This is a genomic window from Frankia sp. Hr75.2 (assembly GCF_949319125.1).
GTDB lineage: Bacteria > Actinomycetota > Actinomycetes > Frankiales > Frankiaceae > Parafrankia > Parafrankia soli.
The window spans coordinates 12,184-24,430 of record NZ_CASGGV010000308.1 but is presented as its reverse complement, the minus strand read 5'-3'; the positions used below and the strand labels follow the sequence as shown (position 1 = coordinate 24,430).

At 65.3% G+C, this 12,247-nt stretch carries 8 protein-coding genes; 2 read left to right on the top strand and 6 right to left on the bottom strand.

What is annotated here, in order from left to right:
* Nucleotides 1-61 precede the first annotated feature (61 nt).
* The 6 genes from AC559T_RS26100 to AC559T_RS26075 all read right to left on the bottom strand — a co-directional run bounded on the left by AC559T_RS26100 (nt 62) and on the right by AC559T_RS26075 (nt 9,927).
* Nucleotides 62-262 (bottom strand): hypothetical protein, encoded by a 201-nt coding sequence (locus AC559T_RS26100; RefSeq protein ID WP_498870405.1) that lies wholly within the window; start codon nt 260-262, stop codon nt 62-64.
* Nucleotides 263-973: 711 nt separating this feature from the next.
* Nucleotides 974-2,122: a hypothetical protein gene (locus AC559T_RS26095; protein WP_498870404.1), complete on the bottom strand. Its 1,149-nt coding sequence runs from the start codon at nt 2,120-2,122 to the stop codon at nt 974-976.
* 522 nt (nt 2,123-2,644) lie between these two features.
* The gene (locus AC559T_RS26090; protein WP_498870403.1) at nt 2,645-3,295 is read right to left on the bottom strand and encodes a hypothetical protein; all 651 of its coding nucleotides are present in this window, start codon (nt 3,293-3,295) and stop codon (nt 2,645-2,647) included.
* Between the two features lie 73 nt (nt 3,296-3,368).
* Entirely contained in the window at nt 3,369-4,928 is a 1,560-nt protein-coding gene (locus tag AC559T_RS26085) for a class I SAM-dependent DNA methyltransferase (RefSeq protein ID WP_498870402.1), read from the bottom strand.
* On the bottom strand, nt 4,925-6,370 hold the full coding sequence (locus AC559T_RS26080; RefSeq protein ID WP_498870401.1) for a restriction endonuclease subunit S: 1,446 nt from the start codon (nt 6,368-6,370) through the stop codon (nt 4,925-4,927). The genes AC559T_RS26085 and AC559T_RS26080 overlap by 4 nt, the downstream gene beginning before the upstream one ends.
* Nucleotides 6,367-9,927, bottom strand: a complete 3,561-nt coding sequence (locus AC559T_RS26075; RefSeq protein ID WP_498870400.1) for a type I restriction endonuclease subunit R — start codon at nt 9,925-9,927, stop codon at nt 6,367-6,369. The genes AC559T_RS26080 and AC559T_RS26075 overlap by 4 nt, the downstream gene beginning before the upstream one ends.
* 475 nt (nt 9,928-10,402) lie before the next feature.
* Between AC559T_RS26075 and AC559T_RS26070 the strand changes: the two genes are divergently transcribed.
* Together AC559T_RS26070 and AC559T_RS26065 are read left to right on the top strand one after the other, a co-directional pair.
* Nucleotides 10,403-11,233, top strand: coding sequence for a hypothetical protein (locus AC559T_RS26070; protein ID WP_498870399.1), 831 nt, complete (start codon nt 10,403-10,405; stop codon nt 11,231-11,233).
* 79 nt (nt 11,234-11,312) lie between these two features.
* Nucleotides 11,313-12,245 carry a hypothetical protein gene (locus AC559T_RS26065; protein WP_498870398.1) on the top strand — a complete coding sequence of 311 codons (933 nt, stop codon included), beginning with the start codon at nt 11,313-11,315 and terminating at the stop codon, nt 12,243-12,245.
* Nucleotides 12,246-12,247: the final 2 nt, after the last annotated feature.

Genomic DNA, 12,247 nt, shown 5'->3' with positions numbered 1-12,247 from the left:
TACCATCACCGCCCGCGTGTAGCGCGCCGTCCCCGCAGGCGACTATCCCGCCATCGTGGGGCTACACGGCGATCGGACCCTGATCCTCAGCGACTACGACGAACGCCTGCACCAGTTGCATCGCCCTGTCCCGTGTCCTCTCCGAGACGTCGAGCAGACGCGGGTGCGCGGCCAGGTGCGCCAGTAGCGGAAGGCCGAGGCCGGCGGTGTTCGGGATCGGAGGAGGAGGCCCCTGGTCTGGCTTGTCGACCAGTTCGATCACCAGGTCGCCGCGGTTGCGACCCTGGTAGGTTCTCGATCCGCAGCACGCCCCCGGCCTTGAGCGCCTGGTCAACCAGCGTCAACCCGGACACCCCAGATCCGCCGTCTCTGGCGGCTCCGCCATTGGGGTACGGCGTCGCGGGCGAGTGTGGAGCCGTATCCGGTTCCAGTCGGTGTCGTCGGACAGGCGGATGATCCGGTTGCCGCGATCGCGGCCGGTGTGGCGGAGGTGGTGGCCCTCCGGGACGAGCCTGTGGCGTTTGGCGGAGTCGATCGTGCGCCGGGTCTCGTCGTCAGGATCGTCGATCTGGTAGCGTTCCGCCTTCGCGCCGCAGTTTTTCGACGAGTCGCTGGGCTTCCTCGATGCCGGACCCATCCGAAGGCTGGGGCGGCCCGGGCCGGCTGAGCGACACCGCCACGGCGGGACTAATCCGCGGCGCAGGTGGCGTCGACGGTGTCCGACGGTCGGGATGGTCCGGGTGCTGGCCATGCTCTAGGTAGTAGATGCCGACGTCCGCTGGCTGACCCGTCCGGGCCGCTGAGGTCATCGCCGCCGTGGATGCGTCGCAGCAGAAGGAGCTGCCGGTCAGTCGGCGGGTCCCGGGGCCGCATGCCCCGACCATTTCAACATCGCCACCGGTGAACAAGTGGTCCTGCCGTATCCCTACTCTCGCTCGGCCGTCGAGGCGAGTCCACTGATCGTGGAAGGGCCTCATTCGGATCTGCTGTCCTGGCTGGCAAGAGTGACCTTGGCTGGCCAGATCTCCCACCGGTTGGCGTGGCCACGGCGGACTTCGGCGTTGGGGTGGGATTGCTGGATCTCGGTTAAGCGTCGGATCACCTCGGCGATCGGGAGGCCCGAAGGAACGACCGCGATGGGCTTCGGCTTCGGTGTCGGGGACGGCGTCGGCTTGTTGGGGGATGCCGCGAGGATCATCTCGCGGGCACGCTGGATTCTGGCGGCCCAGCCGGGCCAGGCGGGGCAGGGACCGTCCATCGTCGTGCTGGTCACCCAGCCGTGCCGCGCCGCCGGCGTGGGACATTCTGAGCACATGTCGTCAGCCGTCAGCGGCGGGATGGCGAGTAGCTTGTCCAACTTGTGCGTGGCCAGGCTCAGGTCGGCGCGAAGGGACGCCCGCTCGTTCCTGTCCTTCGAGGCCTTGATCGCAGCCTGGAGCTCGGGAACCTTCACTCGCAGCTCCCGGACGGTGCGCTCCCGGTCGATAACGAAGTAGACCAGTGAGATCTCGCGGCGGTCGCAGGGCAGCCGGCCGTGCTCGGCGATGACCGCCTCGGGGTCCTCGACGATTCTCTGAAGACGCTCGACCTCGATGCGCATCTTGGCGGCCTTGTTCTCCAGGCCGGTGATCTCGGTGTCGCGTCGGGCAGGGCTACAGGCAGGGAACCGGGTCCCGTCGCGCCACTCGGCCAGTTCCTCGAGAGTGCGGTCCAGGATGCTCTGGTCCTCGAGCAGAGCCAGCCGCGCCTGCGCCCGCTGCGGGTCGAACTGCCGCTTCCGCTCCTGGCGGAGTGCCTCTTCGGCGGCCCGTTCCTGCTCGCGGGTGCGCGCCCGCTCCGCGCACTTCGCGTCCCACTGGGCCTGCCATTCCTCCTCGGTCTGCTGGTGGAAGTCGGATTCGGCCCGTGTCCACTGATCCATCACGGCCATGGCCCGGTCGAGATCGTCTGCGCGGTCCTCGGCGACCCAGGGGTTCCAGCGTTTGTCTTTATGAATCGCGAGGTACAGCGCCTGGGCGGCGATGAACTCGTCGGCTGTGGCCGTGGCGTCCGGTTCCGGCTTCCAGAGCATGCCGTTGTGCTCGATGACTCCGGCGGGATGACTGATCGCTGGCTCGGTCACGCCCGTGATTGTCCTCTCATATCCGACGGCGGGTGGCGGTGGGGCCGTAGACGTAGAAGACGGCGCGTCACGGCGGCTGCGGCGCTCCGAACGAGGGGAGTCACACCTGGTGAGGTAATCATCGCCACCGGCCCCGGATCCGTCGCAAGGCCCGGCCTGGCCTGCCCGGACCCGTCCGGCCCAGACAGGTCGAGTGACGCGGACAGGGCGTTCGGCTCCGCCGCTCAGGTGGGCGACTTCGGATATTTTGGATTGATTTCTGGCCCAACAGGGATCGAACCTAAACGTGCAGGTCAACGGCCTGGATAGTCGACACCCGGATGCGCCAAGGTCGCGTCTTTGGCGCGTTTGTGCTGGTAGGTGGTTCGTAGACGATCACTGGTGCACCCAACCAGCATTACAGTAATGCGAACCTGAACCTGCAGGTTCAACGGCCCGATCGTGTCTGTCGCACCGACACATGCGAAGATCAGGCGTGAGGGCTACGCCGGCAATGCGAACGCGCTGAAGACAAGATGATCGCTACCCGAGGACCGTTGCGATCGCACGGGCGATTCGCTCAAGCCAGTCGATAGCGTCTGTGACATCCGCGTCGGTGATGTCGCGGCGCTTCTCCAGATCGCCGTCGACGAGATCCGCGTCATGGGCGATCTTGTTGCGCCGCTCGGTGATGGTTGTGTACTGTTTCTTCAGTGCCTGGTCGGTCATCGCCGTGCGGCCGTGGTTCCACTCGTTGATCTGCGCGGCGGCCTTGGCCCAGATGTTCTCCTCCGTCACCAGCTTCAGCGCTTCGCTGATCTTGCGGGGGTTCTGGAGGGAGGCGTTCGCCCACTTCGTCCTGACGTGATCCGAGACGGCGTCCGTGAGCGTGGAGGTGCCGCGTCGCACCTCCTCGACCTTCTGTAGCGGCAGCTCGAACCTGGTGAGCTGGTACGGCATCCCGGGGCTGTCCTGGCCAGCCAGTTCGGCTACACGTCGGTACAGTTCCTCGTGGAACCAGTGGTCGATGGCGCTGACCGCCTGTACCCACGCCGCACGGTAGAAGTCGCCGATGTCGAAGACGGGAGACTGGAAGGTCGCCAGGCTTCGCCCGGCGCCGACCATCTTCCTCGCGTACTCGATGTTCCTCCTGAACGCCTCGAACTCGCGTGTCTGTGGATACGGAACTGGCATCAGCGCCCTCGTCTCACTGATTGATCGACGTCAATAGTTTCCGTGAGGCGACGCCGGGTCAAGCCGCTTCGTATCAGTCGAGGTCAGACGGCTGACTCACGTCGGCGTCGGCCGCGACCTCACCACCGAGCGCCTCCGCGACGGCGGCGAACTCGCTCAACGCAGCCTGCAGATCCTCGACAATCTCCTGGGCGATCACCTCGGGTGCCAGCAGGCTGTCGGCGTCGTCGAGTGCCGGGTCCTTCATCCAAGTGATGTCCAGGTTGACCTTGTCCCGGGCAACGAGTTCGGCATAGTCGAAGGACTTGAAGCGCTCCGACTCCACGCGCTCGTCGCGAGGCTTACCGGGCAGGTACGCCTCCACGAACTCTTCCAGATCCGCGCGGCGCAGTGGGTGCTGCTTGAGGGTGAAGTGCTTGGCGGTACGGAAGTCGTAGACCCAGAGCTTCGAGGTGTTAGGAACGCCTCCGCTGCGGGGCTGCCTCTTCTCGAAGAACAGGACGTTGGCCTTGACACCGCCCGCGTAGAAGATACCGGTGGGCAGGCGCAGGATGGTATGCAGGTCGAAGTAGTCGAGGAGCCGACGTCGCACCTTCTCACCCGCACCGCCCTCGAAGAGCACGTTGTCCGGGAGGACCACAGCTGCCCTGCCTTCCATCCTCAGCAGCGACATGATGTGCTGAAGGAAGTTGAGCTGCTTGTTGGTTGTGGTGGCACGGAAGTCGTCCCGCTCGTAGGAGATGTCCTCTCTCTCGGCTCTGCCGTCCGTACCGACGATGGTGATCGCGGACTTCTTGCCGAAGGGCGGGTTGGCGAGGACAAGGGACGCGTGCTGAGAGGGCTGTTCGGCGAGCGCGTCGCCCACGGTTATGAGGGAAGGGCCGTCGGCATCACCGATACCGTGCAGCAGCATGTTCATCGCGGCGAGGCGGGCGGTGCCGGTGACCAGCTCGTTTCCCCAGATCTTGCCGGCACCGAGCGCGAGGCGCTCCTCACGCGAGAGATCCTGCATGTGGTTCTCGCGGATGTAGTGGTGCGCGGCGATCAGAAAGCCGCCGGTACCGCAGGCGGGATCGGTGATCGTGTCCTTGGGACCCGGCTGCATTACGTCGACCATGGCATCGATGAGCGCCCGGGGCGTGAAGTACTGGCCCGCGCCGGTCTTGGTGTCCTCGGCGCCCTTTGCGAGCAGTCCCTCGTAGGCGTCGCCCTTGAGGTCCGTCCCCTGGATGGTCCATTCCTCTTTGCCGATTAGATCGACGACAAGCTTCTCGAGGAGGGCGGGCTCAGTGATGCGGTTCTGCGACTTGGCGAAGATTGTTCCGAGGGTGGTTCCGGGGTTCCTCGCGAGCATTTCGAGTGTCCTGCGATAGTGGACTTCGAGGTCGATGCCTTTGAGGCGGACGAGCGACTTCCAGTCATACGGTGCCGGTACGACCCTCCTGGCGTCCTTCTCGGTGAACGGGTCGTCGGCAATCTCGTCGGCCATCTTGAGGAAGAGCAGGTACGAGAGCTGCTCCACATACTCGATCGTAGAAAGCCCATTGTCGCGAAGAACGTTGCAGTAGTTCCAGAGCTTGGCGACCAGGGTGCTGGTCTTGGCGTGAGCCTGGGCGGGGGCTGCGGAGGTCACAGCGAAAGCTCCTGCTGTACGGCGTTGGTGAGGGCGGGAGTCATGGTCGCAAAGGGCAGCGGTGGCCCGCCCACGGCAGCCGCGGAATTTCGGGAGCGACGAGGGGCGCCCCTGCCCTTCCGACACTGATCCTCGCGTTCGGCGCGGATGCTGTGGAGGAGAACGGACGCAGGCTCGTCGGCGACGTCCTGGGGGACGAGCTTTCCACTGAAAGCATGGTTCAGGAGTGAATTGCGAAGGTGTTTCGCGCGGGCCAGGTTGCTCTCTACCGCACGCTCCAGCGCATCTGAATTGCTCATCGTTTCGTCGCAGGCTTGAATAAGCCGCTTCTGCTCTTCGAGTGAGGGGATGGGGAACTCCACGCTTTTCAGTCGCTTTGCTGAAAGGTGAGCAATATTCGTGGTAATGCGTACCTCGCGCATGAAGCGACGTGCATGCATATGGCGGCGAAAGACCATCAGTGCCCACTCTGGGAGCACGTCGTGGCGGCAGCGGAATCGGAGAATGCTATTCGTATATGCGACGTTCGGTGGAGTGCCGCGATAAATGGCGGGACGACCCACGAGGTGTGGGCTCTGACCTTCATTGAGAAGTACATCACCCGGCTTAAGTCGGTACTTTTCGAATACGCCAGAGAAGTCCATCTCCATGACGTCCGAGGTATCAATGCGGTCCTCAAAGACGTTGGCAACGCGTAGGTAGGGACGCATTTCCGGGCCATGATGCCAATCGGGATGACGTTGGCGACCGAGTTCAATAGTGCCAGCCTCCCCGATTGTGGTCAAGTACCAAGTGCTGGGCGGAACCTCAGGTACCAGCCGAAGGAGAGTCGATTTGCGGAAGGTAGAGATTTTCCTGAGTGTACCTTTCAGTTCGCGGACGGCAGCGTCGAGGTGGGAGAGGTGGTCGTCGAGGGCCTCAACGATGCGGTGCTGTTCCGCGAGCGGAGGGATTCCGAGCGGCATATCTAGCAGTGCCTGCTGCGAAATATTGCGCATGGAGTCCTTGGTTCCTGTCGCCCTATTTGAGATATATTTTCTCGCCTCTGGCGATGACAGGATGTAAGTCAGCCATTTCTTATCAACGCTGCCGTCGGGGACGAGGCGAAGGCTCTTGTCTGACAACAGAAGGTGCGGACGACACTGGCCGACGAGGACAGGTGCGCCAACGTATGCTTGGGTATTCGCCCGACTCACAAGAATATCGCCTGTATGGATCTCGTATGCGGGGTTGGGTACACGCTCGGCCGGGAGAGCCTTGTTCTCGGCCTCGTCGAACTTTCCCCAGGTCATGGCGCTGACTTTGATGATTCCCCACTCGCCAGGCTCGGCTGGACGAGGTTCACAGGCAAAAGATTTCCCGGCCTCGATCCGCAGCAGGACCTCACGAAGGCTAGCTTGAATCCATCCCGCAGGAAGCTTCGCGTTACTCAAGCCGCTCAAGCCAGATCTCTATTCAACTCATGCAGCAAAGACCGGACGTCCTGTCCGGGAAAGGCGGACATTAATCCTCGCCCACCACCCTTCCCCTTGAAGGGCTCGGCGTTAAATTCGGTCGGGCTGATGCCGACATCGCTCGCCACCACGTCCCGGATTGATCGCAGCCACCACAGCTGCTCCTCCGAGAAGGCCGCCCCCGCCTGCTGCTGCCTGAGTAGCCAACCCTCGAACCGCTCCTCGACTGTGGCCCGGTAGGGCCGCAGTTCGTCGTCCGCGCCCAACTCATACCGGATCAAGGAGATCAGGTCGGGGACGCCCGCCTCGCGGGTGCGGGCGTGGACTCCGGCGCCCAGATCCTCGTAGTACGTCCACAGCACTTGCGGGGTCCACGCGTACTGCGGACGACGGATCTCCAGTTCCAGTTCCTTGAGCGCTGCGTACGCCTCCGCGGGTGACACCGATCGTGGGCTGGAGAGGGCGATCTCGACGGCCGCGATGCGGTCGCGCTGCTCCTTCAGGAGCCGGCTCCAGCGGTCGATCTGCTCGCGGGCCCGCACCTCTCTCGGGATCTCGTCCACGGCCGTCACCTCGACGGCCGTGACCTCGTCGAACAGGTAGTCCTTGTCGCGTCGGATCTCGATGATGTGCCGCCGCAGTTCAGGGTGCTCGGTCAGCGGGGCGATCGCGTCCTCGATGAGGCGCCTGGCTGCCGCCTGCCCGCCGTCCTCCAGCGCCTGCTCCTGTCGGTCCGGATCAACTGCCGTGACGATGGCGCCCGCGATCTCGGACAGGGTCCGCCCGCCCGAAGCCCGGGTCAACTGGTCACGCTCCTCCTCTGTCAGCTGCTGGTTGAGCCGCGCCAGCCGTCCGGCCAGGATCTCGGCCTCACTTGCACTGATCGACTTCGTACCGGCCTTGTCTAGCAGCTTCGCCAGCGAGACCTGCCGTTCGCCGGCCGGAACCAACGGTTTCGCGTCGACCAACGGGGAGTCTGTCACGCCCACCGCGTCTATCAGCACGAAGCGGTCCTTGCGCACCGAGCCGTCAGCGTCCGGTGTGACCTCCTGGAGCTCCGTCGCGTCGATGGTCCGGGCGCCGCGTCCCTTCATCTGCTCGAACAGCACGGCGCTGCGCACCTCGCGCAGAAAGATCACGCACTCCAGCGCCTTGACGTCCGTACCGGTCGCGATCATGTCGACTGTCACGGCGATCCGCAGGCGAGGCGAGGTCCGCAGGGCCCGGATCAGCTCGTCGGGGTCCTCGCCGGCCTGGCGACTCTTGTACGTGATCTTCTTCGCGAAGTCGTCTCCGCGTCCGAAGACCTCTTTGACCTGGGCGAGGACGTCCTCGGCGTGGTCCTCGCCGACGGCGAAGATCAGAGTCTTCGGTAGCTCGTTGCGGCCGGGGAACCAGCGTCGCCAGTTGTCGCGGTAGGCGGTGAGCACGGCTCGAATCTCGTCGAGCGTGACCACCGAACGGCCGATCTGCCGGGTCGTGTAGGTGAAGTCGTCGTCCAGTTCCTGGTAGCGCTGCCGTCGCGTCTTCCGGTCCTTGACCCGTACCGTCGTGCCCGACTCGATCGTCGCGGCGCCGTTCTCTCGCAGGTCGGTCCGCATCCGGACGACGTCGAAGTCGACGTTCACACCGTCCGCGACCGCCTGCGGATAGGTGTACTCGGAGACCAGGTTGCGGCCGAAGAAACCGAGGGTCTGCAGCGTGGGGGTGGCGGTCAGGCCGACCAGGTGGGCGTCGAAGTACTCCAGCACACCCCGCCACAGTCCGTAGATGGAACGGTGGCACTCGTCGACGATGATCAGGTCGAAGGCCTCGATCGGGACCTGCGGGTTGTAGGAGACCTCGATGGGTTGGTCGGTTGCATACGGATCCTCGTAGGCAAGGCTGTCCTCGGCCTCGTCAGCCTGGTCGTCGTCCGCGAGGGCTTCGCCACGCAGCAGCGAGTACATCTTCTGGATCGTGCAGATGACCACCGACGAGGTGTCCTGGAGCCCGGCCGCGCCAAGACGGTTGATGTTGTAGATGTCGGAGAGCTTGCGGCCGTCGTCCGGCGTCGTGAACTTCCGGAACTCGTCGTAGGCCTGCTTGCCCAGGTTGTTGCGGTCGACGAGGAACAGGATCCGACGTGCCTTGGCATGCTTGAGGAGCCGGTAGGTCTGCGCCACGGCGGTGAAGGTCTTGCCTGCCCCGGTCGCCATCTGGATCAGAGCCCGTGCCCGGTCCTCGCTCAGGGACTTCTCCAGGCCACTGATCGCATCGATCTGGGCGAGGCGCAGCCCATTCGGCTCGAGGACGGGCAGGCGACGCAGGGCGGCCCGGAACGTCTGGGCCCGCGGAGTCTCCTCCGCCCGCCGCATCCATGCCGTGACGGTCTCGGGGCGGTGGAAGGTGAAGACCTCGCGGGAGCGGGCGTCGGGGTCGAGCCGGTTGATGAAGTAGGTCTCGGTACCGGTCGTCGCGTAACGGAACGCGAACGGCTCGGACTCCCACCAGACGGCGAGGCGGTGTTCCTTGAGGACACCGGCCGCGTACCGGTCGTTCTGCTCCACCGCGCTGGAGAGATGATCGCCCTCGCGCTTCGCCTCTACCACGCCGACGATTTTCCCGTCGACGTACAGGACGTAGTCGGCGCGGCCGGTCGCGAGCGTGAACTCTCTGACGGCAACGCCCTGACCCGCCATCGGGTTAACCTGATCACGGTCCTGGACGATCCAGCCCGCTGCGTGCAGCATCTCGTCGATGGCCCCGCGGGCCTGCATCTCGTTGAGCGGAGCGGGACGCTGCGCGCGATGAATGATCGCGTCGCGACGCCTGGAGTCGACCTTCCGAGGCTCTCGGCGTGCGACCTCGTACTTCGTCTGCTGGGCGTGCCGTAGCTGCTCGATCTGCGCTGTCAGCTGCTCGACGTGCTCGAGGAGCCGCTGCTTGTTCGCCGCGGCGCTGGCGATCAGGTTCTCGGCCTCGGTCCGAGCTTTGCGTTCGGCTTCCAGCGCTGTGGTGGACTCGGCGAGGCGCGTACGGGCCTGAGTCAGCGCCTTGCGGTGGCCGTCCAGGGCCTCGCGTAGATCGGCCAGTTCAGCCGGGTCCGTGACCTCGACGCCCTCACCTGGGTCTGTGGGCGGAACGAACTCGGCGACGGTCCGACGGCCCTCGATCGCGTCGTGGAACCAGAGGCCGAGCTGATAGCAGACCTGCACGGCGGCCAGGGCACGCGCGGTGTCGAAGAGATGCCGGTGGGCAGCCTTGTTCCGGTCTCGGCGCAGTTGGTCGAAGTCGGCGCGGACGCGGCTGCTGAGCACGCCGACCTTGGTCAGCGCGGCCAGCCGGTCGATCTGGCGATCTCCCTCGACGCAGAGGCCAACCCGAGTAACCATCTCCTCTGCCAGGACTTCACCGAACTGGCCGGCCTGGACCAGCGAGGAGTTCGGGTTCGTGAAGACGGTTGCCTCGGCGAGCGCGCCGTAGATGGCCAGCAAAGGCTGGTGCTGGTGGAGGATTCCGAAGTTCGGTGACCCCTTCGCGAAATCGCGAAGCCGCTCGTCCACGAGTCCCCCCCTGCGCCGCGCCGCACACGGACCGATCGAGTCTACCGACGCGCTCCAGCGGCCTACGGCCTCACCTTGGCTGGCAGCACGAGGACAGGCACTCACGGCGACCTGACAGTGATCTGACTGTTGTTGTGCATGCAACTTCTGTCAGGTCGCTGTCAGATCGCGTCGTGGACACCGGGCTACACGATGGCTCGGCCAGACCCATCGGCCACCCGACCACCACGGCAGCGCCCGCGCTGCCGTGGACGGGACTGTGCCGCCTACGGCTCTGGCACACATCCGGAGACCGGCTGACCCCCTGAGCTGCTTCCTCCTACAGCCATGCAGTATGTGACCGTCCCCATCGGGTGAGTGGGGGAGGGGGCCCGTTATCGACGCCTACAGCGAACTGCAGCAGCTCCGCCACCTTGGGCAGGCCGGCCTGGCCCTACTGTTCAAGCTCACGAAAGAGGAGGTGCGGCGGTTCCCCGTGTTGATGCCACCCGGCGGGTGGAGCGAGGACTCGGTGTGGGAATGCGCGCAAGCCTTCTTCGCGGAGAAGGGGCAGGCGGTGACAGCCGGCCTGCTTGCCCAGACCGCCAACTCGGAGTCGATGGGCAAGTACCTACGGACGTCGGTCCGCCACTTCCTAGCGGACCAGGCGCGCAGAACGCCGGTCGGTGCAGTCCGGCGCAAGATCGAGGAGATATTGGCCGCGACGCCGAGGTTCGTCCAGGTACCGACGGGTGTGCCAGGGGCCGGGCGCTGGCAGCCGCACGGCGACCCGTGGCCCCCCTACACCGGTGACCTGCGGTCGCTGGTCGCCGCGGCGTACGCGGTGCCCGGGGTTCGTGCCGTCCGTTGGTCGGGCGAGAGGCGATCCCCGCTGGCCAGTGACGAGCGCCTTACCGCGATCATCGACGCGGTGCTGATGACTGCCGGCGGCTCCTTGGAGGTCGGTCAGCTCACCAAGGTCTTTCTGGATCGATTCCCCGCGGCCGTCGAACACGCTGACGCCGCACTGGACCAGAAGGTGTTCGACCGGGCTTCTGCGCCGCTGGAGGAGCGTCCTGACGTCGTCGTCGAGGTCACCGATCGGGCCAGGGAGGTGTATGGGCAGCTGTCGCCGTCGCAACGAGCTCTGCTGCCTCACCTGGACACGTCCGTGAAGGACTGGATGGATGTGCTGAACGTCGGACGTAGTCAGGCGTACGCCGCGGCGGGGAAGCTCAGGGCGCACTTGGCCGAGCTGATTCCCGAAGATGAGTTGCGTCATGAGGTCGCGGCCGAGGTGCTGCACCTGTGTCTGGGTAACCCGTGAGGGCGCCGGACGATCGGTACAGGTTCGACGTCAGCCTCGGTGTTGCCGTCGGGCGAGTCGCACCGGCTGGGAGGCGATCGTGATGTTCGGTGAGGTCGGCGCTGTGCCCAAGAACCTGCTTCGGCTGGCGGAGCGCGCTGCTGCGCCCCAGATGTCTGCGATGGCGCTGAACCGTCGTTTCGGGCCGCGCTCGGCCTGGGCCCCTGCGTCTGGACAGATCTGGCGGGCAGTACACGAGGGCTGTACAGCTCTCCTTCTGCTGGTGGCTGTCGATGCCGACGCGGTGATCGCGATGCCGGTGACTGTCGATCGGATCGAGAACGTCGACACTCTGGTTCTTGAAAGCGCTGCTTTCGGCGTCCCGGTCACGGTGTGGGCTGGCCTGCGCCGGAGCCTGCCGATGTGTGTGCTCGACCGCCCGGTCGATGATGTGGCTGCGGACGTGGTGCGCGAGGCGGAGCGCGTCGCTGCTGTGGTCGATCGTGCTTCCCTGAGCGGTGTCGCTGCAGGTGTTCTGGAGATTCGGACCGAGCTTGAGGACGACTTGGCAGCCTTCGAGGAGGCTCGGGCCGAGGCCGCACCTCCAACATCAGTCGCGGGTGGGATGGAAGCTGGATCCGGCATCGACTTCGACGCGCTCGATTCAGCGGCACTGGACGAGGCCGCGACGCGCCTGAACGCGCCACTCGCAGAAGTTCTTGATCTTCTTGACGGGAAACGTCCGCTGACCTCGACGGAGGCGGAGGTCTTTCGCGTAGTGCTCGGCGCGACGCCGGCCGCTGCTCCACCAGCGGCGGGCTTGCTCGCGGAACTCACACATCCGCGGTGGCGCGGGCTTATCCGTGAACATCGCCGCCGCAGTGGTCTTACCGAGGCTGACGCTCGCAGTGCGATGGCCTACGCGGTGTACGGGATGGCGGCACGACAGACGGGCGGGCAGTCGCCGTCATGGCCGCAACGGATTCTTTTGTGGGCTCAGGCGCACCAGCTGGATCCGGATGTCGAAGCGTGAAC